This is a genomic window from Flavobacterium flevense (assembly GCF_900142775.1).
Classification (GTDB): Bacteria; Bacteroidota; Bacteroidia; order Flavobacteriales; family Flavobacteriaceae; genus Flavobacterium; species Flavobacterium flevense.
Genome location: NZ_FRCC01000006.1, coordinates 117359 through 139266 on the forward strand (window position 1 = coordinate 117359; position 21908 = coordinate 139266).

Here is a 21908-nt window from a genome sequence, read left to right on the forward strand (position 1 = left end):
CAAGCCCAGTGTGACAGCTAGACTAAAACAAATTCAATTAAATTTAAATAGACTTTAATTAATTAAAAAAGTGGACAAAATGTCTTGGTATTTTAACTAATTAACTGAGGAGGTTGCCAAATAGCAGCAACAGAATCAAATTGATAATTTGACTGATAAGAGGTTACTACTACATTAGAAATTTTAGTATGGATTCTAAAAGTATAGATTTTAATGCTTTCAAAAGTTACCGACATCCCGCAACAGCTGCAAATACAAGTCACAGGACAGGAATCATCATGATCTTCCTGATGATTGTGATTAAGACTCATGTTATCTTTTTTCAGGTCTTCGGCATTACTTCCGTCAGAGCATGGTTTTAAAGATAAAACAAGTATTAAAAGTGATAATATGAAGGTACTTATTTTCATTAGGGCACGAAGTTAAAAAATCTATCGCATATTTTTGTTGAAATTGCAAAAAAGGATTTTTGAGCTATTGCATAAGAAATTTTTTCCCCGCTCTAAAGGGTGAAAATTTCTTGAAAATTCATCAAAATTACGACCTTTAGGGTTTAGGGGAATTAATTTTGATGAATTTTAAGTATTATTTCTTTTATAAAAGATATAATCGGTATTAATGGGCTCAATTCCATTGGCTTTCAAATCACTTGCAATTTGTGCTCTGTGATAAGTAGCATGATTAATTACATGAAAAATCACATCCTGAACCGTATTAGAAAATTCAATTCCTTTAGAGTTTTTATAGATTATTTGTTGGCTTAATTCGGTGTTATTTAAAATTTGTAAGCTTTTGTTATAATTATTTTCATTATGATTTTTAAGATTTTCGAATGGTCGAATTTCCCAAACATCTACAGCATTTTTTTCGTTGAGAATGCGTTGATTCCAAATTTCTTGTGCATTAATCAAATGATTCAATAACAAGATTGATTTTTCAGGAATAACTGTATTGCTGTTTTCGAATAATTGAATGAGTTCCTGATTGAAATGATAATTATATTCGAATGCGTCTTTAAAGAAAGTGCTGGTTTCCATTTGGTGTATTGTTTATTGTGAATCAGGGTTAAAAATAAACTATTTTCTTTTTAAATGTTACAAGAAAAAGGAGTTGAAGTAGTAGTTTGAATTGCCTCCAGCTTCAGCTGGAGTAAAAGAAATCAATGTAGAATTGGCTTTAGCCAAAGAGCTAGCTGAAGCTGGAGGCAATTAATCTTTTGAAAATAGAATATGCTGGATAGTTACAAAAAACTTACTTTTGCAATTCTTAGAAAAAGCCCACTAATTGTCAGGCTTTAATATTATAATCTTCCACAAAAGAATGAAACCATATTTTACCCTATTCGACTTTTCGCAAAAAGTAAATTATAAAACTGAGATTTTAGCAGGATTAACAGTAGCTATGACTATGATTCCGGAGTCGCTTTCCTTTGCTATTTTGGCAGGATTTCCACCATTGGTGGGGTTGTATGCAGCTTTTATTATGGGATTGGTAACAGCCATTTTTGGCGGACGTCCAGGTTTAGTTTCCGGTGGAGCAGGAGCCACGGTAATTGTTTTGATTGCATTGATGAAATCACATGGTTTGGATTATGTTTTTGCAGCAGTAGCTTTAGCGGGAGTCATCCAGATTTTGATAGGTTTGTTTAAATTAGGGAAATTCATTCGCTTAGTACCACAGCCAGTCATGTTTGGTTTTGTAAATGGTTTGGCGGTGATTATTTTCATGTCGCAACTAGAACAATTTAAAACAATTGTCAATGGAGAAAGTATTTGGTTATCCGGAAGTCCGTTGTACATAATGATTGGTTTAGTAGCACTAACAATCGGAATTGTACTTGGTTTTCCAAAAATAACTAAAGCTGTTCCAGCTTCTTTGGTAGCTATTATAGTAGTTTTTGCGTTGGTTCTGGGATTTGGAATCGAAACTAAAACTGTCGCTGACATTGCATCGGTAAGCGGAGGATTTCCGCCTTTTCATATTCCGAATGTTCCTTTGAATTTAGAAACCTTACAATTGATTCTTCCTTATGGTTTAATTATGGCCAGTGTGGGCTTAACCGAAGGTTTGTTGACGTTAAATTTAGTAGACGAAATTACCGGAACTAAAGGCAACGGAAACAGAGAATGTGTAGCACAGGGAAGTGCTAATATACTGAATGGATTTTTCTTTGGAATGGGTGGTTGCCCAATGATTGCACAAACATTAGTGAATTTATCTGCCGGTTCCAGAGCGCGTTTATCCGGAATCGTAGCAGCGTTAACAATCCTTTGTATTGTGCTGTTTGGAGCTCCTGTTATTGAAAAATTACCAATGGCAGCCTTAGTAGGTGTGATGATTATGGTGGCAATAGGCACTTTTGAATGGATCAGTTTCCGAATCATCAATAAAATGCCAAAACAGGATATTTTTGTTGGCGTTCTGGTAGCGGTTATTACAATTATGATGCACAATTTGGCTTTAGCCGTATTAATAGGAGTAATCATTTCGGCATTAGTTTTTGCATGGGAAAGTGCGAAACGCATTCGGGCTAAAAAATATACTGATGATAAAGGAGTGAAACATTATGAAATATATGGTCCGTTATTTTTTGCTTCAACAACTGCTTTTGCAGAAAAATTTGATGTATCGAATGATCCGGATGAGGTAATTATTGATTTTAAAGAAAGTAAAATTGCCGATATGAGTGCCATTGATGCCGTAAACAAAATTACGGAGCGTTATGCAAAAGTAGGTAAGACGGTACATTTACGCCATTTAAGCGAAGACTGTCGTCAATTATTACAAAATGCACAGGGAATTATTGAGGTTAATATTATGGAAGATCCTACTTATAAAGTGGTTTCGAATTAATACCAATTTCAAAGGCAATGACAATAGCAAAATTCAATATCAATTTCTAGCATAATCCTGATAAATTTTATCAACAGGAATGTTGTTAGCATCGCCGTCATGAACAATTAACCGGTAACGTAAAACAGTTGGCTTTTTATTCGATAAAGGAACTGCTTTAGCTCCCGGAAAAGGATAAACAGCATTTTGCATACTTTTTTTAGCCCGTAAAATCCAGGGATTTTTAGCACCCGGATTGTTTGGATTACACAAAATAGTCAGTCCGGCTTTATTCCCGTTTTTTCCTATAGAACCTGAAATATCCATCCATTCGCTGGCAGGAATAGGAAGATTCGTTGGGGTGATTTTTCCTGATGGATCTGTAAAAACAATGTCATCGCTCAGGCGAATTCGAGGCGAAAAACCACCGTAGCCTTTGTCGTCTTCTGAACCGCCTATTTTCATATTGGGTTCGAGTGCCAATAATGCAATTTCAATATCAATCAGACGGTAATGCTGTTGTCTTGGATGTACTTTAATAGTTGTTGTTTCTTTTACAAAAGCTTTTTGTTTGCCTTTTTTGTCTTTCCACAATGGAGATTTCCAAAAAACGGTAGTTTGTATTGCTCTACTATCGTCTTTTTGTTTTTTTTCTTTTACAGCAGCAACTTCCCAACTGAAATTTTCTATTTCCCAGCCGTCACCTATTCGCTTATCGCCAATATACAATTGATGCCATGCCCAGAAAATTCCCCGATGATGCAAATGATCAGCCGGAAAATCCTCCGTTAGAACGGTTCCATCCAAAGTGTATAACGGATGAATGTAATTCGAACGAATGTATTTTCCGTTAACTGACTTTTCAGAAGCCTGATAGGTTAAAATGCTGTCTTTGCCTTCGGTAAAATAACTTTGATTTTTTTTAATTTTTAAATTGATTTGGGCAAAACTAATTTGGCTCAAAAGGAATACAGTAAAGAGCAGACTGACTTTTTGGGTTACAATCATTTAGTCATTTGATTTAAATAGTCATCTAAATTACCCAATGCCATCGTGAATCCTTCCTGGAATCCCATAGCGATAATTTGTTCCAGGTCGGCTAGTTTTTCATATTGAGCTACAATATTTACAGTTGTAGTTGCTCCGTTTTCGGTAAATGTATTGTTCCATACGGTTCGGGGAAAATCAGTATTGATAGTTCCGTTTTCATCGCAAAAAGCATCTAATCCTGAAAAAGATTTTTGTACATCTATTTTTTTATAATCATTTCTGCACCAGTGCGTTTCACCTTCAGGACTAACCATACCATAAAACCAAGTGCCACCTTCTCTAAAATCCATGGATTTGGTTTTTGTTTGATATGGCTTAGGTGCCCACCACAAATCTAAAATTTCGGGTTTAGTCCAGGCATCCCAAACTAATGGCAGTGTGGCAGCAAATTCTCTTTTTACATTTACGGTATTGTTTTCTTTGTCAACAATAAAATCAAATTGTAGGTTCGTTTTCATCTGTTTTATTTTTAAGGTTTGCTAAAATAGTATCAAGTTCGTTAAATCGGTTTTCCCAAATGGCTTTAAACTGAGACAGCCATTGGTCAATTTCTTTCATTTTATCAAGTTCCAGCTGGTAAAAAATTTCCCTGCCTTTTTGTTTCTGACTGATGAGTTCACATTCTGTAAGAATTCGTAAATGTTTAGAAACAGCTTGTCTGCTGGTTTCAAAATGTTCTGCAATGGCATTAGGTGTCATCGCCTGAACAGCTATCAGACTAATAATAGCTCTTCGGCTTGGATCAGCAATTGCCTGAAATATATCTCTTCTCATTTATTTTAAATTACGAAACTAATCAGTTGCAAATATAATGCAATTATTTGGTTGCGCAATTTTTTTTTAAAATTTTTTGTTTTAGTTGTAAGTTTTTAGAAATAATAACAACTAATATACTAAAATCAAAAATTATGAAAACAGTTATTATCATGTTACTTTTTATAGTAGTGAGTTGTGGAAAAGAATCTTCACCCGAAGGAAGATCACAAATCAGAGACAGCAGACTTCAGGAACAGTTTGATAGTTTAAAGATTGAGAATAAGCAAATTAAAGAAGATTTGGACTTGATCATCGAAAAATTAAATATAAAAAAGAAATGAAATTAGTTTATCTTGGTTGTATTCGAAAAGAAAATAATAAATATGGAGCCACTTGAAAAAGATTTTTTAGAGATACTCTCACAGTACAATGCAATGCTCCATAAAATATGCAGGTTGTATCGGGATCACGCTGAAGATCGTGAAGATTTGTTTCAGGAAATAGTTTTTCAGCTGTGGAAATCTTATCCTGATTATAAAGGAGATTCAAAAGTAAGTACCTGGATGTATCGCATTGCTTTGAATACTGCTCTTGCTTCTTTTAGAAAGAAAACCACAACAATTAATTATCGTACTCAGTTGCCTGATTTTGCCGAAGAATCGCCAAGTGACGAAGCAGCAATAAGACAGGAACGATTATTTGCTGTTGTAAAAGTATTGAACGATAGTGAAAAAGCACTAATAGCGCTGTATTTTGAAGAGTTAAGTTATCAGCAAATTGCAGAGATTACAGGAATTAATGAAAATTATGTGGGAGTAAAATTGAACCGGATTAAGACAAAAATTAAAACCTTATTAAATAAATAGTTATGGAAGCAGATGATTTAAAATCCGATTGGAAGTCAATGGAACCCGTTTCCAGAGACAAAGAAACATTACTGCTGATGTTGCAGGAAAATCAGCATCCTGTTTTGAAATCAATTCGAAAACAAATTTTGTTTGAAATTACGAGCTGGGTTCTTTTTTTGATAGTTTATTATTCGATGTTTGATGGAGCTGAAAAACCTGTTTGGGTGAATTTAGTTTTGATAGTAAGTTTGTTACTTCCAATATTTCACAGTTTATATGGCTATTATTATAACAAATACTTAACGAATAATTTGAATGTAAAATTGGCTCTTGAGCAACTTTATAACCGAATAAAAAAGTATGCGTTGCTATCTATTATTAGCAGAGTTGGTTTTATTTCAGGTTTACTGTTGTTTTTTACCTATAACATTCATTTTACTACGGCTAAATATTTTTTACTGCTGTTTTTAGGGGTTATTATTTTAGTCCAATTGGTAGTGCTGTACCGGATTTGGAACAGCAGAATTATACAAATTCGGAGCTGTATGGATGCTCTTGAGGATGTTAAATAAGACAAATCTTAAAATTGTATTAAAAATGCATTAAAAAATCACTAAAAGTGGGTATTGTAGTAAAACCTTAATTCCTATACTTTTATTCCCTGAAAGAATAAGGTAATTAAGTGTTTAATCAACGATAAGCAAGATGACGAATTCAGAGAAAATCAGAAAAGTAAATGAATTACTTATTGAAGTAATTAAAGATGAACAACATCAATCAGAAAGTTCGTTAAGTGGTTTAAAAGATGTTGTTTTGAGTATTATGGCCGATTATTGGTACAATGAAAGAGAGCCTGAGATTTTCATGGAGAATGTTCTTGTAGAAATAGATTAACACATTATAATATAAAATTTGTCATTTTAGGGTTTGATGAATTTTTATAGATAGCCACTTTAATTTTAAAGTGGCTTTTCTTTTTTATAAAAATAAATCCCCAATCAGATAACATTTTGCATAACCGCTAATGCGAACTCTGTTACCTAACAACTCACATTCTAAATAACCTCTTCTTTCCGAAAGCTGAATAGCTGATAATTTGTTTTTATTAAGTTCTTTTGCCCAAAAAGGAATTAACGTAGTATGTGCAGAACCTGTTACAGGATCTTCATTTATTCCTGATTGAGGACCAAAAAATCGGGAAACGAAATCAGAGTTATTACCTTTTGCAGTTACAATTACTCCACGAACATTCAGCTTCATGATGGTCTCAAAGTTGGGTTTTAAATTCAGTATTTCTTCTTCATTTTCAAAAAGAAACATATAATCGGTTTTTCCTTTAAAAGCTTTTTTAGGTTTACAGTCAAAAGCATCCAGCATTTGATTTGTCAATTCTACAGCTTCAAATACATCGACGGGAAAATTTAATGACAACAAATCACCTTCTTTCGTAACCGTTAAATCGCCACTTCTGGGAGAGTAGAAATTAATTTGTACTTCATTATAATTTTCGAAATTAAACAATACAAAAGCGGCTGCCAGTGTTGCATGTCCGCAAAGGTCTACTTCAACAGTGGGTGTAAACCATCGGATCTCATATTTGGTATCCTTTTTTACATAAAATACAGTTTCTGCAAGATTATTTTCGGCAGCAATTTGTTGCATGATTTCATCTGTAAGCCATTCCTTCAGCGGACAAACGGCAGCCGGGTTTCCGGAAAAGACCGTTTTGCTGAAAGCATCAATTTGATATAGTTTCATAGTAATTGTTGTTTAATTAATGTACCTAATTTTATAAGGCTCTTTTCGACTTTTTCCTCCCATTTTATTCCAAAATTCAATCGCATGCAATTGTTATATTGATCATGCTGGGTAAACATTCGACCGGGTGCAAAGCCTATTTTTTGTTGAATAGCAATATCAAACAACACTGCGGTATCAATTGTTGGATCTAACTCTAACCAAAGAACGAAACCGCCCTGAGGTTTTGAGATTTTAGTGTTTTCCGGAAAATGCTTTTCAATGCAAAGTTGAAATTGCAAATAATTGTTATAAAGAGTATTTCGTAAACTTCGAAGGTGATGTTCATAACGACCATGTTCCATAAAATCAGCGATTACTTCCTGAAACAAAGGCGGATTAGAAATTGTGTGTAACAGCTTTTTACGAATCATTTTATCCTTAAATTTTCCGGGAGCTACCCAGCCCACACGATAACCCGGAGCTAAAGTTTTAGAAACCGAGCCGCACCACATGACTATGCCTTCTTCATCAAATGCTTTGCAGGGTTTTGGCCGGCTTGCGCCAAAAAATAAATCGCCGTATAAATCATCTTCAATCAACGGAATATTGTGTTGCGTAAGTAGTGCTACCAATTCTTTTTTATTTTCGTCAGGCATGCAACTTCCCAGAGGATTATTAAAATTAGTTACAAAACAGCAGGCACTAATTTTAGGTAACACTTTTTTTAAATCGTCTATTGCTATTCCGGTAGTGGGATGCGTAGGGAGTTCAATAATATGAAGTCCCAGAGATTTTATCATTTGTAAAATGCCAAAATACACCGGACTTTCAATGGCAATAGTATCTCCGGGATTAGTCACTGTTATCAGGCAATAAAATAAAGAGTTTAATGCTCCCGAAGTGGTTACAATATCTTCTGGTGTTAAATTTCCATCCCAGGTAAAAGACCATTTGGCCACGTTTCTTCTCAAATTAAGATTTCCCTGTGCAGGTTCATAACCCGTTCCGCTATCTTCAAGATGACGCAGCATTTTCACAACTCCTTTATTGAGTTTAGCAATTGGCAGCATGCTTTTATCTGTAACACCCAATGAAAATTGCGTAAAATCTTTATCAGTCAAAGTATTGAAAACCTTACTGATTAAGTCTTCCGGTGTTTTTTCTTTGTCAGATAAATGAAGTTTACTTATCGAAGGAAGAGCAAGTTTAGTATGGAAAGTTTTACTCACATAATAGCCCGATTTAGGCTTGGATTGTATTAAAGATTTACTTTCTAATTCTAAAAAGGCCTGTTTTACAGTATTAATACTCACACCATAAATTTTTTGAACGGTTCGGATTGAAGGAAGCTTTTCAGCTGTTTTCAGACTCCCAATGTGTATTTGATCTTCGATTATTCCTGCGATTTTCAAGTATAATATTTCTCTCGCCATGTTATGCTTTTTTGTGTCCTATAAAAGTAAGTAAAATTACAACTGTATCCTTTTTTTGTTTTTTAAGAATTAGAATTGTTTAACCAATCCACTAAATGAGTTATAGAGATGGATAAATTTTTATTGGAACCATTTTGCCACTCCTTTTTGAAAAAAGGCTCTGATTCTTGTAGCAAATTTTCATCAATTTTATTATTTGAAAAATAACTGTCTATATGGGTGTTAAGATTATAATTTTCAGTATTTGTAGTCGTTACAGAAGAGTATCCAACGATTTTATTGTTCCATTCGGCTACACAAATAGGCATGCCAAATTGATTGGTTAACACTGAATCGAATATTGATTTTTGTTTCAGGTAAAGCTTTACAATACTATCCAAATCAGCGATAGTAACCGCTCTGAATTTTATATTTTGTTGTTGTTTGATAATGGTTTCCATACTTTCCTATTTAGAAAGTAAAAGTATCCATTGCTAAAAAATAATTACAGATACAAAAATAGTATTGTTTACGGGTACAGATTGTTTCTGTTTAGCCAATTTTAAAACATATAAGTCAGATAAGTTTTTTGGCTTAATCTATGTCTTTGTTTTAGTGGTGGTTTAGAAAAAAGACCATATAAGTCTCGCTTTAGATTCAAAAATAGTTTACAAATTCCATTTTAATCTGTGCTAATCTGCTAAAATCCGTTTAATCTGTGTTCTTAAAAGAGTAGTATAAAAAAATCCTCTTTTTAAACTGACTTAAAAAGAGGATTTTGATTTGTAAAGTTTTAAGACTTATAAGTTGGCTTTGATTTTTTCAATTACAGCTTCATATTCCGCATCCGAAAGTGCTACTTTGTTTGGATTCATTTCAAAAACACTTCCAAAACCATATCCATCTTTGTATTTAGGCACAATATGAAAATGCAAATGAGATAAAGTATCTGAAAATGCACCGTAATTAATTTTGTCAGGATTAAAAGCTTTGGCAATAGCTTTGGCAGTAGTGGCTACATCATCCATGAATGCGTTGCGTTGTTCATCACTTAGCTCATAAAATTCTACTCCGTGATCTTTGTAAACTACATTTAAACGACCAGTGTATGATTGCTCTTTGAACAAGAAGAGTTGTGACACTTTTAAGTCGGTAATTTTAATCATTAAGTTGTGTAAGGTTTCGTTTTCCTGGCAATACAAACATTCAGAAACTGGTGATGGCATAATAATTTATTTTAATAATTTTATAAAAGGATTTGATAACTGGGCAAAGCTATCCATACTATTTTACTTTTCCAATTTGTCTTTTTCTTTCAATTTAGCGATTACTTTTTCGCTAATTTGTTTTCCCCAGGCTTGTCCCGCAACCATAGATTCCTGCATTACCTGAGGCATAGTAGCAATCATTTTTTTTCCGATTGGGGAATTGTAAAAAGCAATTAACTGGTCAATATCACTTTCCGTGTAATGTTTATCATAGATAGGAATAATCATGTTGGTAATATCTTCTGCTTTTATTTCTTTTTTAAAATCTTCCCAAAAGGTATCATTTACTTTGGAATAAGAACTTTTAAAACTCTCCATCATTTGGTTCATCATCTGGATTGCCATTTTTCCGGAACCCATTAGTTCCATAAGTTGGTTTATTTTTTCTGTTTTTGAAGTGCTTTGCGCATTTGCCGAAAGGGAAAGAACGCAGAAACTTAGAATTAGGAGCGATTTTTTCATGGTTTGTTTGGGATAAATTGAGTTGATTAATTTGAATTTTTAAATGTAAGAATTATAAATCACACAATAAAAATTATCTCACAAAAAAAAGCGCCCTTTTTCAAGAACGCTTTCTGTTATTTAAGAAACTAAAAATTAGTTATTGTTTTCAATCCATTTTCTGGCATTGACAAAAGCTTCCTGCCAAGGAGTAACTTCATCGTTTCTGTGGGATGGATAATTAGCCCAGTTCCATTGAAAAACCGAACGTTCAATATGCGGCATCGTAACCAGGTGACGACCTGTTTTATCACACAACATAGCGGTGTTAAAATGAGAACCGTTTGGATTTGCAGGATACTCTTCGTAACCATATTTACCTACAATGTTATAGCTGTCTTCAGTCATGGACAGGTTAAATTTACCTTCACCATGAGAAACCCATACTCCTAAAGTTGTTCCTGCTAAACTGGATAACATTATGGAGTTATTCTCTTTTATTGTTACAGAAGTAAAGATACTTTCGTGTTTTTGACTGGTATTGTGCAGCATTTTCCCGTGTAACTCTACGCCATGTTCCGGATTAATTAGTTCTAATTCCATGAACAACTGGCAGCCGTTACAAATACCTACAGATAAAGTGTCTTCTCTTTTAAAGAAGTTTTTCAAAGCTGTATTTGCTTTTTCATTGTATTTGAAAGCTCCGGCCCAACCTTTAGCGGAACCTAAAACATCTGAATTAGAGAATCCACCAACAGCTCCAATAAACTGAATATCTTCCAGAGTCTCACGTCCCGAAATCAAATCGGTCATGTGAACATCTTTTACATCAAAACCTGCTAAATACATCGCATTAGCCATTTCGCGTTCTGAATTACTTCCTTTTTCACGAATAATTGCTGCTTTTGGTCTTGGTTTAGAAGTGTCTATTTCCGGTTTTTTTCCTGTAAAATGAGCAGGGAAATTAAAGTTTAGCGGTTGGTTTTTATAATTGTTATAACGCTCTTGTGCTGTTCCGTTTTTCGATTGTTTTTGGTCTAATAAAAACGAAGTTTTAAACCAGATATCTCTGTATTTAGCAATGTCTAATTGGCAAGGACCAAAATTCAATGTAGCCTCGTTAGTTGCAGTTCCTAATTTGTAGAATGAAACTCTGTTAGCATTCAATTTGCTTTCTAATGTCGCATCTTCTTTTGCCTGGAATACAATTCCGATGTTTTCTGCAAAAAGATATTTAATAATGTCTTTTTCTTCAAAAACAGAGAAGTCAATTTTAGCACCCAAATTCACATCGGCAAAACACATTTCTAATAAAGTAGTGATTAAACCACCGCTTCCAATATCGTGTCCCGCTACAATTTGGTTATCCAAAATTAATTCCTGCATTGTATTGAACGCATTCTTAAAGAAAGCAGCATCTTTAATAGTAGGCGTTTCGTTTCCAATGGTATTCAGAATTTGTGCAAACGAAGAACCTCCTAATTTGTACTCATCCTGAGATAAATTGATATAATAAATGGAACCACCATCTTTTTGTAAAACAGGTTCTACTACTTTTCTAATATCAGTACAGTTTCCACCTGCCGAAATAATAACCGTTCCCGGTGCAATTACTTCGTCATTTGGATATTTTTGTTTCATCGAAAGGGAATCTTTTCCTGTTGGAATATTGATACCTAATTCGATAGCAAAATCAGAACAACCTTCCACAGCAGCGTATAAACGGGCATCTTCTCCTTCGTTTTTACAAGCCCACATCCAGTTAGCCGACAGGGAAATTCCTTTCAACCCGTCTTTAATTGGAGCCCAGACAATATTAGATAAGGATTCCCCAATCGCATTACGGCTACCTGCAACAGGATCAATCAAAGCAGAAATAGGAGCGTGACCTATAGAAGTTGCAATTCCTTCTTTCCCATTATAATCTAAAGCCACAACACCACAGTTATTTAAAGGCAATTGCAAAGGGCCGGCACATTGTTGCTTAGCTACTTTTCCACCCACACAACGATCCACTTTATTGGTCAGCCAGTCTTTACAAGCCACGGCTTCTAATTGCAATACTTGCTCTAAATAAGTTGCAATTTTATCTTTAGAGTATTCTAATGCTTTATAATTGTAATCAACCGTTTTGTCAGTCATTATTGTTTTTGGTGAACTTCCAAAGAAATCTTCCAAAGCATAATCCATAGGTTTTGCTCCGGTAGTTTTTGATTCGAAAGTAAAACGATGATCAGCAGTTACATCTCCCACCTGATACATTGGTGAACGCTCTCTGTCGGCAATTCTTTGTAAGGTATCGATATCTTTTTGACCAATAACTAATCCCATTCTCTCCTGAGATTCATTACCGATAATTTCTTTTGCCGAAAGGGTAGGATCACCCACAGGTAATTTATCCAAATCGATTAATCCTCCTGTATCTTCCACTAATTCCGAAAGACAGTTTAAGTGTCCACCAGCACCGTGATCGTGAATAGAAACAATTGGGTTGTTATCGCTTTCTACTAATCCACGAATGGCGTTAGCAGCACGTTTTTGCATTTCCGGATTCGAACGCTGAATGGCGTTTAACTCGATTCCTGAACCAAAAGCTCCTGTATCTGCCGAAGAAACCGCAGCACCACCCATTCCGATTCTGTAATTTTCTCCACCTAAAATAACGATTTTATCGCCTTCTTGTGGCTTATGTTTGATAGCCTGATCTAATTTTCCGTAACCAATTCCACCGGCTTGCATGATTACTTTATCGTAACCTATTTTACGAGTTTGTAATTCCCCTCCTTTGGAGGGGTTAGGGGTGGATTCCTCATGTTCGAAAGTCAAAACAGAACCCGTAATTAAAGGTTGTCCAAATTTATTTCCAAAATCAGAAGCTCCATTAGAAGCTTTGATTAAAATATCCATTGGGGTTTGATACAACCATTTTCTTTCAGCAACACCGTTTTCCCAAGGACGTTCTGCTTCTAAACGAGAATAGGAAGTCATATAAACCGCAGTTCCCGCCATAGGCAATGAACCTTGTCCACCTGCTAAACGGTCACGAATTTCTCCTCCTGAACCGGTAGCAGCTCCGTTGAAAGGCTCTACGGTTGTTGGGAAATTATGTGTTTCTGCTTTTAACGAAATAACCGAATCAAATTCTTTTATTTCATAATAATCGGGTTTGTCAGCTGTTTTAGGAGCAAATTGTTGTACTCTTGGTCCTTTTACAAAAGCCACATTGTCTTTGTAAGCAGAAACAATATCGTTAGGGTTTTCCTGTGATGTTTTCTTGATTAATTTAAAAAGAGACGTTTCTTTCTCAATACCATCAATTACAAAAGTTCCGTTGAAAATCTTGTGACGGCAGTGCTCTGAATTGGCTTGTGAAAAAGCAAAAATTTCAGAATCTGTTAGTTTTCTGCCTAATTTGCTTGCCAGATTATCTAAATATTCCACTTCTTCTGAGCTTAAAGCCAAACCTTCCTGTTTGTTATAAGCATCGATATTTTCAATTTCTAAAATAGCTTCCGGCTGAATGTGGATGCTAAAAATGTCCTGATTCAACTCGGTATATTTTTGCGAAAGCATCGGGTCAAAATCAGTGAAATCTTCTGATACTTTATAAAATTCTTCGATACGAATGATTCCGGAAACACCCATGTTCTGAGTTATTTCAACTGCATTTGTGCTCCATGGCGTAATCATAGTAGCGCGGGGACCAACAAAAAAATCCGTCAATACGGATTTTTCTATTTTATTTGCGTTGGCAAAAAGCCAGTTCAGTTTAGAAATATCTTGAGCCGAAATTTCGCCTTCTGTTTGTACGGCATAAATTGCGTTGCTTGGGTTTTCAAAGAAATGAATCATTGTTTTGTATTTGATGAATTACGGTGCAAATTTAGTTTAAAAAAACAGTATGAACAAGTGTAAAAAAGACTTTTTAAAGGAGCCGAAATCAGGGTGTAAATTATAGATTTCAGGAGTCTTTTTTTTTAAAATATTTAGGTTAGCTGGTTTAAGTTCAGTTTATTATTATAAAAACAAACTGTGTGCAATAAAAAAAATAGCTAAGGATGAAATTATTTTGTTTTATAAAACCATTCTATTGTTCTATTTTTATAAAAAAAAGTAGCGATGACGTATTTAATTAGATTCATTTTTACAGGCTTGTTTATGATGAGTTTTTATTCCTGTAAATCACAATCTTCCCCGGAAATATATAAAGAGCAACAGACTGCTATTGCTGAGGATACCACATTTGTAAATTTAAAAGAGTACAGTACTGATTTTGTTTATGATATGAAGTATGCCACCGAAGATAATTTCCTGAAAGCGAAAGTATATGATTGTGCCGAATGTTATTTGCGATTAAAAACAGTTCAGGCATTAATTGCTGCTAATAAAGAGTTTTTAAAAAAAGGATATCGCATAAAACTGTTTGATTGTTACCGACCATTAGCTATTCAAAAGAGTATGTGGAAAATTGTTCCTAATCCTGAATATGTTGCAGATCCTGCCAAAGGATCCATTCATAATCGGGGAGGGGCTGTAGATATTACACTGGTAGATAAAAATGGAAAAGAGCTGGATATGGGAACTCCGTTTGATTTTTTTGGTGTGGAAGCAGGGCATAATTACCCCAATTTGTCTAAAAAAGTAAAAAACAACCGAAGCTTTCTTAAAAAGATTATGACTCAGCATAATTTTAAATCTTTAGACTCAGAATGGTGGCATTACAACTTGCAATCGGCTTTAAAAGATAAGGTTGCTAATACCAAGTGGGATTGTGAGTAAGTTTTAGATAATCTTTTTAATTACCCTGAGTTTGTGGGTGTGTTTGTTGATTTCAGCATTAAAAATACCTAAATGGTCTATACGGTCAATTCTCACTTTACCACTGGCGTGAATGATGTAGTTGTTCTCCATGATGATACCCACATGGATAATGTTGCCTTCTTCATTGTCAAAAAAAGCTAAATCTCCGGGTTCACTTTCTTCAATAAAACTCAATGCTTCACCCTGTGTTGCCTGCTGTGATGCATCTCTTAACAATTTGTAACCGTTGAGTTTATAGACCATTTGTGTAAAACCGGAACAGTCAATCCCAAAAGGGGTTTTTCCTCCCCATAAGTAAGGAGCATTTAAATACAGATAAGAAGTATTGATGATGTTTTTTTTATTTTTAATTCCGTTGACTTTAGTGCCTTCAAATTCATAATTAGCGGTATTTATTTCGCTATTGTGTAAAAATGAAAGTGAAGAACCTAACGGAATAGGTATAAGTGTGTTGGAAGAACCGGTGATGTATTCTATCAAATCAGCATTTAATATGGGCGTTTCTTTAGATAATTGGTTGTAATTAGATTCCGAAATAACCTGATATTGCTTAGAATCAACCCATCCTTCGTAGTCGTCATATTGCAATTTAATGCGAGACCATTGTCTGTCTTTTTCAAGTATTTTAAAATGTTCTCCAAATAAAACCTGGGAAACAATCTCACTTCTGTCACTAGCTTCAAGCCGAAGTGGTATAATAGCTAAATTACAAATTCCGAACATTAATTCTGTTTTTTTAGATTCTTTCAATAACAATTGCCGAAGCTCCACCACCTCCGTTACAAATAGCTGCAGCTCCTATTTTAGCATTATTTTGTTCTAAAATATTTAGCAAACTCACTATGATTCGCGCTCCTGAACAGCCTAACGGATGTCCCAGAGATACAGCACCTCCATTTACATTTACTTTCTTACTGTCCAGACCCAGGATTTTGGTATTGGCTAAGCCAACAACAGAAAATGCTTCATTAAATTCAAAAAAATCGACATCGTTTAGTGTTATTCCTGCTTTGTCCAGAGCTTTAGGCAGGGCTTTAGCAGGACTTGTAGTAAACCATTTTGGCTCTTGGGCAGCATCGGCATAACTTTTAATATACGCCAATGGTTTCAGGTTTAACTGAGCTGCTTTTTCTTCACTCATTAGTATTAAAGCGGCAGCTCCATCATTTATGGTGGAAGCATTAGCAGCGGTTACTGTTCCGTCTTTTGTAAAAACAGGATTTAATGAAGGTATTTTATCTAGTTTAACATTCGTGAATTCTTCATCTTTGGCAATAACAAGGGCTTCACCTCGTTTTTGTGGCACGGTAACAGGAACGATTTCATTGTCAAATTTTCCGGTTTCCCATGCTTTTGCAGAACGGTTGTAAGATTCAATGGCGTAATTGTCCTGCTCTTCCCGGCTAATCTTATATTCTGTAGCACAAAGATCAGCATACACACCCATTGCCTGATTGTCATAAGCATCCATTAATCCGTCTTTTTGCATACCGTCAATAAGTGTGGTTGGTCCAAATTTTGTACCATTTCTTAAATGCGTATAATGCGGAATCAGGCTCATGTTTTCCATACCACCCGCTATTACCGTTTCGGCATCGCCAGATTGTATTGCCTGAGCAGCCATCATCACCGCTTTCATTCCAGAAGCACAAACTTTATTAATAGTAGTACAGGGAATTAAATTGCCTAATCCGGCGAAAATAGCAGCTTGCCTTGCAGGAGCCTGTCCTACACCAGCCTGAATTACATTTCCCATAAGTACTTCGTCAACCATAGCCGGGTCTAAATTAATTTTATCTAAAGCTCCTTTTATGGCTATTGCACCAAGTTGTGGTGCAGTAACATTTGATAATCCTCCCATAAAACTCCCGATAGGCGTTCTTACAGCAGAAACAATTACTACTTTTTTATTCATGACTGAAATTCTTATTGGTTTATGCTTGTAGCAAATTTACTCTTTTTTGTATAAAATTTAGATTTTCAGTTGTTGATTCTGTTTTTGAAAAAATGTTTTCCAAATTTTTAATCTTATGTGTTTGATTTTTAGTGTTTTTTAAAAATAGTAAAAAAAATAATAAAAAAAAGCATCAAAATAGTTGTGAGAAATGGGATGATGTGTTACATTTGCAACCGCAAAACAAGACACGTTCTTTGAGCTTGGAGAGGTGCCAGAGCGGTAATGGAGCAGATTGCTAATCTGTCGACGGGTAACCGTCGCCAGGGTTCGAGTCCCTGTCTCTCCGCTTAATACTTTGTCTTCGGGGTGTAGCGTAGCCCGGTTATTGTGTCCCGATTGAAATCGGGAAGACCACAGATAACGAATCTATCTATAAAAAGCTCGGGGTGTAGCGTAGCCCGGTTATTGTGTCCCGATTGAAATCGGGAAGACCACAGATAACGAATCTATCTATAAAAAGCTCGGGGTGTAGCGTAGCCCGGTTATCGCGCCTGCTTTGGGAGCAGGAGGCCGCAGGTTCGAATCCTGCCACCCCGACAAAACTTTGCCATAAGTTTAAAAACAAATGGACGCATAGCTCAGCTGGATAGAGCATCCCGATTATTATCGGGACGGTCAGAAGGTTTAGATATGATAAAAGATTAAAGGACGCATAGCTCAGCTGGATAGAGCACCTGCCTTCTAAGCAGGCGGTCGAAGGTTCGAATCCTTCTGCGTTCACAAAAAGCCACTCATTTGAGTGGCTTTTTTGTTTTAAGCCTGATCCTCAATTTATCTGAAAAGCTGGTATAGTAATGTTACTTTGTTCTCTCTTAGTTTTTTTAGGATTTTAAGAAAAGCGATAGCAGTAATATAAGCATCTCCTATTGCAGTATGCCGGTCTTTTTTGGATATATCAAATTTATCTGCCAGGTCATCTAATGTGTAATGATCTTTACGTACCAGTAAATTGGACTTGATTAATGTTTTTTTGTATAAAACAGCAGTATCTAAGGTTTTGTTCGAGAGTTTAGGCAAGCCGTTTCTTTCCAGTGCATTATTGATCATGGTGATATCAAACTTAGTGTGATGCGCAATGATAATCGAATCGCCTAAATAGTCTAAAAACAATTGCAGTACCTGTAATTCTGTTTTATGATCTAAAACATCACTTCTTATGATTCCGTGAATTTGTACACTGGATTTATCAAAATGCTCCTGATCCATATAATGTTCAAAAGCATCTTGTAAATTAATGATTCCGTTTTGCAAAACAATTGCTCCAATACAAAGGATACGATCATTAACATAATCAAAACCGGTAGTTTCCGTATCCAGAACTACAAATCGGGCAGATTCTATGGGTTGATTTAAATTATCTTCAATAGGTTCTTTAAGAATTCCCAAGATTTGAAGTGACTCGATTATTTTTTCTTTAATAGCCATTATATTGTAATTTTTCCCGGGTTAAAACGCATCGAAATCACTTCTTGAAGTTCTTTGATAGTTTTAAAGGTTCCTTTTAATTTTACTTTTTCTAATTTGGAAAGTGCTTCTAATTCAATAAATTGTCCTGAATCATGATGTAAAAGCCCTTGCTTTGTACGGAATTTAAGTAAGGCTTTATAGGAATAAGCACAAGATAAGTACAACTCTTTATTTTGAGGTTCCAGTTCGGCAAGTTTTTCAAAACGTTCAGGAGTATTGCTGATTCCTTTTACAGAATGCGATATAATTAAAACCCGGGCAGCATCGGCCAAAGGCATCAAAGCGCGTCTTTTAATATCAAAGAAATCTTTATGAGCACCATCCTGTTCGACTAAGAATTGTCTGAAAAAACCTGTTGGTGACGGACTTTGCAAAGCGCCACTAACTAAGTGTACATAAAAAATAGGGTTGGCAGCAATATCTTCAAAAATATAATCGGCTAATTCATTGGCTAATTCTCTGTCCCCATAAGACAAGCTATAATCAAAAAAGATAAATGAAAGTAAAACTTCATCTTTTCCGGGTTTGCTGATCCAGTCGTGGACTAATTCCTTCCATTGGTTTAAACTCAGGCACCATTGAGGATTAGAAGCCATCATTTCGGCAGGACAATATTCGTACCCAATTTCAAACAGTCCTTTGTTTACAACAGCAGCTAATTCAAGAAAATAGTTACTTGTTTTTTCCTGTAATTCTTCAGGAACATCTTCATAAATTAAGGCATTATCCTGATCGGTATGTAATAATTGCTCACTACGACCCTGGCTGCCTAAGGCAAGCCATGAAAACCTCACGGGTGGTGGTGTTTTCATTTTAGCCAGTGACAATTCGATTACTCTTTTAATGCAGGCATCGTTTAGTTCTGTAATTATTTTTGAAGTTAATGTAATAGGAATGTTTTGGTCTAAATAGCCCTGAAGCAATTGCATTATTTTGGCTCGGATAGGCTTTATAGCTTTGACTTTTTTAACTCTTTTTAAAGCTTTTATTAATACTGCAGGATTGTTTCCTAACGCTACCATTACATCATGTTTAGAAAGAATTCCTATGGCTTTAGTATTTGCTGTTCCGTCTTTAGTAAGACATAAATGGCTGATGTTGCTTTTCATCATTGCCATTTGTGCCTGCGTAATGGTCATTTTTTTAGAATAGGTGATTACAGGCGAATTCATGATTACATCAGCAGTGGTGTTAATTGAATGTTCTCCCGTTACTATTTTATTTCTTAAATCTTTATCAGTAATAATCCCTATTGGCAGCATGTCTTCTACGACCAGCATGGCACCAATATTTTTTTTGGTCATAGTGGCAGCAATTTCTTTGGCTGTAGTGGCGCGGGAGCAGGTAATTATTTTTTTGGAATATTTTATGGGTTGTAAATCCAGTATTTTATTATCATAATCAATAATATCATCTCCATTTGTGTTTTCAAAATCAATATGGTCTCCATATAATTTTCCGCTATGACTTTTTGAAAAAGGATTGTGGGTGTTAGAAGCAAAACTATCTATTATAAAACTACCTACATCGGCATTTTTTATGGCATAAGGTTTAAAAACAGCTATAGGAATAGCATACAAAATAGTTTCTTCATGAGTGATGGCTTCCATTTTGTAATTTTCATGCGCAATTAAGGGTCTTAAACCAAAAATATCGCCTTCATCACACATGTCCAGAATGTCATTTTGTGCTTTTTTACGTAATTCTATGGCTCCTTTATGAACAACATAAAAGGAATCATGTGTTTCTTCGTTCTCGGTAAAAATAACAACTCCCTTGTCTTTATAAATTATCGAAACCTGTTCGGATAATATTTGAATGTCATAAGAGTCTAAGAAACTAAAAGGAGGGAAGTTTTTTAAAAAATCGGCTACGCGTTGCGAAATGGTATTTTTCATTAATAAAGTTTTTGAGGCTGGTTTATTTCGTATGCTAATTTATTACTTTTATGTATTATAACGAAAAAAAAGCCCCTGTTGAGGAGCTTCTTTTGTATATTATCACAAAAATTTATTTCTTTTTAGATACTTTCATATTTAAAACTTCTACCATTAGTGAGAATGAAATGGCAAAATATAAATAGCCTTTTGGGATTGGAGTCACATGACTGCCAAAAATCAAGGCATTTGATAAATGAGCACTTTCAGTAATCAGCATTAAGCCAATTAATATTAAAAAGGATAAACCTAAAATTTGAATGGAAGGATGTTTATTTACAAAAGTCCCTACCGGAACAGCAAATTGCATCATAATTAAAATAGAGATTATCACTGCAGTAATCATGATATACAATGCGCCAGTAACACCATTAGTCATTCCTACGGCTGTTAAAATACTGTCAAATGAGAAGACTAAGTCAATCAGAATGATTTGTATAATAACACTGCTGAAGGACTTTGCGGCAGTTTTCCCAATTTCTTTTTCTTCTTCTCCTTTATGATCGACTTTTTCTCTAATCTCGTTAGTACTTTTATAAATCAGGAACAATCCTCCTAATAGTAAAATGATACTTTGTCCGGAAATTTGAGCATTTATCCAGCTTAAATCAATAGAAAACCAGGGTTCTTTCATAGCGATGAGGTAAGAAATTCCCATAAGCAATACAATTCTCATGAACATCGCCAGAAACATTCCGATTTTAGTTGCTTTTTTACGGCTTTCTTCCGGTAGTTTTCCGGTAGCTATCGATATAAAAATAATATTATCAATTCCCAGCACAATTTCTAGAAAGGTTAAAGTTAATAACGCTATCCAGGCATCGGCATTTAAAAATACTTCCATAATAATGTATTGTATTGTGATTAAAAAATAATTAGAATTTACAGTTCTCCAATTTTAGTGACAGTTCCTCTTTGTTTTTGGTCGGAACCAATAATACCAAATTCAAAGGTATAGGAATTTTTAGAAGTTGTCAAAATTTTCATGCCTATTGCTTTTTCTTCAGCCATGTTTTTTGGATGTAGTTTTTTTAAAATATATTCACAATCATTTACCCAACGTACAGAAGCTGTATCAGTCTTTCCCTCAAAAGTTTCAATTTCGATGCTGTCGTTGCGTTCAAAAAGAGTTACTTTTTTAACTCCGTTAACCTCGTGTTCAAATTTGAATTTTCCCGTTTTAAAGTCTTTACAATTGTGTTCGGCATTATAGCAGGAAGCAAAAATAAGGAGTAGTGGCAGTAGAATAATTTTTTTCATATTTTTTTGGAGCTTAATCCTGCTATTCGTTTCAATCTTTTTATCCTTAAAGAAAGGATAAAAAGGATTTCCACTACTATCAGGGCTAGTGAATAGTGTTTATTTTAATCTTATGATTT

Annotated in this window: 23 protein-coding genes and 3 tRNA genes; 9 read left to right on the top strand and 17 right to left on the bottom strand. The window is 34.8% G+C overall.

What is annotated here, in order from left to right; translation table 11 throughout:
- Positions 1-92 precede the first annotated feature (92 nt).
- Complete coding sequence (locus BUB89_RS11440; RefSeq protein WP_073245193.1) at positions 93-410, bottom strand: DUF6660 family protein; 318 nt, start codon at positions 408-410, stop codon at positions 93-95.
- Positions 411-578: 168 nt separating this feature from the next.
- Positions 579-1037 (bottom strand): DinB family protein, encoded by a 459-nt coding sequence (locus tag BUB89_RS11445; RefSeq protein WP_073245195.1) that lies wholly within the window; start codon positions 1035-1037, stop codon positions 579-581.
- A gap of 283 nt (positions 1038-1320) precedes the next feature.
- On the opposite strand from BUB89_RS11445, the gene BUB89_RS11450 reads away from it, so the two are divergent.
- Complete coding sequence (locus BUB89_RS11450) at positions 1321-2853, top strand: SulP family inorganic anion transporter (protein WP_073245197.1); 1533 nt, start codon at positions 1321-1323, stop codon at positions 2851-2853.
- Positions 2854-2892: 39 nt separating this feature from the next.
- On the opposite strand, the gene BUB89_RS11455 is transcribed toward BUB89_RS11450, so the two are convergent.
- Genes BUB89_RS11455 through BUB89_RS11465 form a run of 3 tightly spaced genes read right to left on the bottom strand, consistent with a single transcriptional unit; the run spans position 2893 to position 4656 of the window.
- Positions 2893-3840: a DUF6807 family protein gene (locus BUB89_RS11455; protein WP_073245200.1), complete on the bottom strand. Its 948-nt coding sequence runs from the start codon at positions 3838-3840 to the stop codon at positions 2893-2895.
- Positions 3837-4340: an SRPBCC family protein gene (locus BUB89_RS11460; RefSeq protein ID WP_073245202.1), complete on the bottom strand. Its 504-nt coding sequence runs from the start codon at positions 4338-4340 to the stop codon at positions 3837-3839. Before BUB89_RS11460 ends, BUB89_RS11455 begins: the two co-directional genes overlap by 4 nt.
- Positions 4318-4656 (bottom strand): ArsR/SmtB family transcription factor, encoded by a 339-nt coding sequence (locus BUB89_RS11465; RefSeq protein ID WP_073245203.1) that lies wholly within the window; start codon positions 4654-4656, stop codon positions 4318-4320. Before BUB89_RS11465 ends, BUB89_RS11460 begins: the two co-directional genes overlap by 23 nt.
- A gap of 134 nt (positions 4657-4790) precedes the next feature.
- On the opposite strand from BUB89_RS11465, the gene BUB89_RS11470 reads away from it, so the two are divergent.
- From BUB89_RS11470 to BUB89_RS11485, 4 genes are all read left to right on the top strand, one after another.
- Positions 4791-4979, top strand: coding sequence for a hypothetical protein (locus BUB89_RS11470; RefSeq protein WP_073245388.1), 189 nt, complete (start codon positions 4791-4793; stop codon positions 4977-4979).
- Between the two features lie 42 nt (positions 4980-5021).
- Positions 5022-5504 carry an RNA polymerase sigma factor gene (locus tag BUB89_RS11475; RefSeq protein ID WP_073245205.1) on the top strand — a complete coding sequence of 161 codons (483 nt, stop codon included), beginning with the start codon at positions 5022-5024 and terminating at the stop codon, positions 5502-5504.
- 2 nt (positions 5505-5506) lie between these two features.
- The gene (locus BUB89_RS11480) at positions 5507-6058 is read left to right on the top strand and encodes a hypothetical protein (protein WP_073245207.1); all 552 of its coding nucleotides are present in this window, start codon (positions 5507-5509) and stop codon (positions 6056-6058) included.
- 133 nt (positions 6059-6191) lie between these two features.
- Entirely contained in the window at positions 6192-6380 is a 189-nt protein-coding gene (locus BUB89_RS11485) for a hypothetical protein (protein ID WP_073245209.1), read from the top strand.
- Between the two features lie 84 nt (positions 6381-6464).
- Here BUB89_RS11485 and BUB89_RS11490 read toward each other — a convergent pair whose 3' ends face one another.
- The 6 genes from BUB89_RS11490 to purL form a co-directional block, all read right to left on the bottom strand.
- Entirely contained in the window at positions 6465-7244 is a 780-nt protein-coding gene (locus BUB89_RS11490) for a PhzF family phenazine biosynthesis protein (RefSeq protein WP_073245211.1), read from the bottom strand.
- Positions 7241-8659 carry an aminotransferase-like domain-containing protein gene (locus BUB89_RS11495; RefSeq protein WP_073245213.1) on the bottom strand — a complete coding sequence of 473 codons (1419 nt, stop codon included), beginning with the start codon at positions 8657-8659 and terminating at the stop codon, positions 7241-7243. Before BUB89_RS11495 ends, BUB89_RS11490 begins: the two co-directional genes overlap by 4 nt.
- Positions 8660-8721: 62 nt before the next feature.
- Positions 8722-9099 carry a hypothetical protein gene (locus BUB89_RS11500; protein WP_073245216.1) on the bottom strand — a complete coding sequence of 126 codons (378 nt, stop codon included), beginning with the start codon at positions 9097-9099 and terminating at the stop codon, positions 8722-8724.
- A 339-nt stretch (positions 9100-9438) separates the two neighbouring features.
- A complete protein-coding gene (locus tag BUB89_RS11505; RefSeq protein WP_073245218.1) occupies positions 9439-9864 on the bottom strand; it encodes an HIT family protein in 426 nt (141 codons plus the stop codon).
- Positions 9865-9927: 63 nt separating this feature from the next.
- The gene (locus BUB89_RS11510) at positions 9928-10368 is read right to left on the bottom strand and encodes a DUF2059 domain-containing protein (protein ID WP_073245220.1); all 441 of its coding nucleotides are present in this window, start codon (positions 10366-10368) and stop codon (positions 9928-9930) included.
- A 135-nt stretch (positions 10369-10503) separates the two neighbouring features.
- A complete protein-coding gene (purL, locus tag BUB89_RS11515) occupies positions 10504-14199 on the bottom strand; it encodes a phosphoribosylformylglycinamidine synthase (RefSeq protein WP_073245222.1) in 3696 nt (1231 codons plus the stop codon).
- Between the two features lie 267 nt (positions 14200-14466).
- On the opposite strand from purL, the gene BUB89_RS11520 reads away from it, so the two are divergent.
- Positions 14467-15126 (top strand): M15 family metallopeptidase, encoded by a 660-nt coding sequence (locus BUB89_RS11520; RefSeq protein WP_073245223.1) that lies wholly within the window; start codon positions 14467-14469, stop codon positions 15124-15126.
- Positions 15127-15129: 3 nt separating this feature from the next.
- On the opposite strand, the gene BUB89_RS11525 is transcribed toward BUB89_RS11520, so the two are convergent.
- Positions 15130-15891 (bottom strand): C40 family peptidase, encoded by a 762-nt coding sequence (locus BUB89_RS11525; protein ID WP_073245390.1) that lies wholly within the window; start codon positions 15889-15891, stop codon positions 15130-15132.
- Positions 15892-15904: 13 nt separating this feature from the next.
- Positions 15905-17083, bottom strand: coding sequence for an acetyl-CoA C-acyltransferase (locus tag BUB89_RS11530; RefSeq protein ID WP_073245225.1), 1179 nt, complete (start codon positions 17081-17083; stop codon positions 15905-15907).
- Positions 17084-17327: 244 nt separating this feature from the next.
- Here BUB89_RS11530 and BUB89_RS11535 point away from each other — a divergent pair.
- The 3 genes from BUB89_RS11535 (at position 17328) to BUB89_RS11545 (ending at position 17845) form a co-directional block, all read left to right on the top strand.
- Positions 17328-17411, top strand: a tRNA-Ser gene (locus BUB89_RS11535).
- A 176-nt stretch (positions 17412-17587) separates the two neighbouring features.
- A tRNA-Pro gene (locus BUB89_RS11540) sits at positions 17588-17662 on the top strand.
- Between the two features lie 109 nt (positions 17663-17771).
- Positions 17772-17845 (top strand) — tRNA-Arg (locus tag BUB89_RS11545).
- A 51-nt stretch (positions 17846-17896) separates the two neighbouring features.
- On the opposite strand, the gene BUB89_RS11550 is transcribed toward BUB89_RS11545, so the two are convergent.
- The 4 genes from BUB89_RS11550 to BUB89_RS11565 form a co-directional block, all read right to left on the bottom strand.
- A complete protein-coding gene (locus BUB89_RS11550) occupies positions 17897-18550 on the bottom strand; it encodes a 3'-5' exonuclease (protein WP_073245227.1) in 654 nt (217 codons plus the stop codon).
- A complete protein-coding gene (locus BUB89_RS11555; RefSeq protein WP_073245228.1) occupies positions 18550-20490 on the bottom strand; it encodes a DUF294 nucleotidyltransferase-like domain-containing protein in 1941 nt (646 codons plus the stop codon). The genes BUB89_RS11550 and BUB89_RS11555 overlap by 1 nt, the downstream gene beginning before the upstream one ends.
- A 112-nt stretch (positions 20491-20602) precedes the next feature.
- Positions 20603-21373, bottom strand: a complete 771-nt coding sequence (locus BUB89_RS11560; protein WP_073245229.1) for a TerC family protein — start codon at positions 21371-21373, stop codon at positions 20603-20605.
- A 38-nt stretch (positions 21374-21411) separates the two neighbouring features.
- A complete protein-coding gene (locus BUB89_RS11565) occupies positions 21412-21789 on the bottom strand; it encodes a DNA topoisomerase IV (RefSeq protein ID WP_073245230.1) in 378 nt (125 codons plus the stop codon).
- Positions 21790-21908 lie beyond the last annotated feature (119 nt).

Coding starts and splice junctions, on each gene's coding strand:
- BUB89_RS11455 (WP_073245200.1), bottom strand. CDS start 3,840: ATGATTGTAACCCAAAAAGTCAGTCTGCTCTTTACTGTATTCCTTTTG.
- BUB89_RS11470 (WP_073245388.1), top strand. CDS start 4,791: ATGAAAACAGTTATTATCATGTTACTTTTTATAGTAGTGAGTTGTGGA.
- BUB89_RS11510 (WP_073245220.1), bottom strand. CDS start 10,368: ATGAAAAAATCGCTCCTAATTCTAAGTTTCTGCGTTCTTTCCCTTTCG.
- BUB89_RS11480 (WP_073245207.1), top strand. CDS start 5,507: ATGGAAGCAGATGATTTAAAATCCGATTGGAAGTCAATGGAACCCGTT.
- BUB89_RS11550 (WP_073245227.1), bottom strand. CDS start 18,550: ATGGCTATTAAAGAAAAAATAATCGAGTCACTTCAAATCTTGGGAATT.
- BUB89_RS11505 (WP_073245218.1), bottom strand. CDS start 9,864: ATGCCATCACCAGTTTCTGAATGTTTGTATTGCCAGGAAAACGAAACC.
- BUB89_RS11500 (WP_073245216.1), bottom strand. CDS start 9,099: ATGGAAACCATTATCAAACAACAACAAAATATAAAATTCAGAGCGGTT.
- BUB89_RS11520 (WP_073245223.1), top strand. CDS start 14,467: ATGACGTATTTAATTAGATTCATTTTTACAGGCTTGTTTATGATGAGT.
- BUB89_RS11490 (WP_073245211.1), bottom strand. CDS start 7,244: ATGAAACTATATCAAATTGATGCTTTCAGCAAAACGGTCTTTTCCGGA.
- BUB89_RS11560 (WP_073245229.1), bottom strand. CDS start 21,373: ATGGAAGTATTTTTAAATGCCGATGCCTGGATAGCGTTATTAACTTTA.
- BUB89_RS11465 (WP_073245203.1), bottom strand. CDS start 4,656: ATGAGAAGAGATATATTTCAGGCAATTGCTGATCCAAGCCGAAGAGCT.
- BUB89_RS11450 (WP_073245197.1), top strand. CDS start 1,321: ATGAAACCATATTTTACCCTATTCGACTTTTCGCAAAAAGTAAATTAT.
- BUB89_RS11530 (WP_073245225.1), bottom strand. CDS start 17,083: ATGAATAAAAAAGTAGTAATTGTTTCTGCTGTAAGAACGCCTATCGGG.
- BUB89_RS11525 (WP_073245390.1), bottom strand. CDS start 15,891: ATGTTCGGAATTTGTAATTTAGCTATTATACCACTTCGGCTTGAAGCT.
- BUB89_RS11440 (WP_073245193.1), bottom strand. CDS start 410: ATGAAAATAAGTACCTTCATATTATCACTTTTAATACTTGTTTTATCT.
- BUB89_RS11475 (WP_073245205.1), top strand. CDS start 5,022: ATGGAGCCACTTGAAAAAGATTTTTTAGAGATACTCTCACAGTACAAT.
- BUB89_RS11445 (WP_073245195.1), bottom strand. CDS start 1,037: ATGGAAACCAGCACTTTCTTTAAAGACGCATTCGAATATAATTATCAT.
- BUB89_RS11555 (WP_073245228.1), bottom strand. CDS start 20,490: ATGAAAAATACCATTTCGCAACGCGTAGCCGATTTTTTAAAAAACTTC.
- purL (WP_073245222.1), bottom strand. CDS start 14,199: ATGATTCATTTCTTTGAAAACCCAAGCAACGCAATTTATGCCGTACAA.
- BUB89_RS11485 (WP_073245209.1), top strand. CDS start 6,192: ATGACGAATTCAGAGAAAATCAGAAAAGTAAATGAATTACTTATTGAA.
- BUB89_RS11565 (WP_073245230.1), bottom strand. CDS start 21,789: ATGAAAAAAATTATTCTACTGCCACTACTCCTTATTTTTGCTTCCTGC.
- BUB89_RS11460 (WP_073245202.1), bottom strand. CDS start 4,340: ATGAAAACGAACCTACAATTTGATTTTATTGTTGACAAAGAAAACAAT.
- BUB89_RS11495 (WP_073245213.1), bottom strand. CDS start 8,659: ATGGCGAGAGAAATATTATACTTGAAAATCGCAGGAATAATCGAAGAT.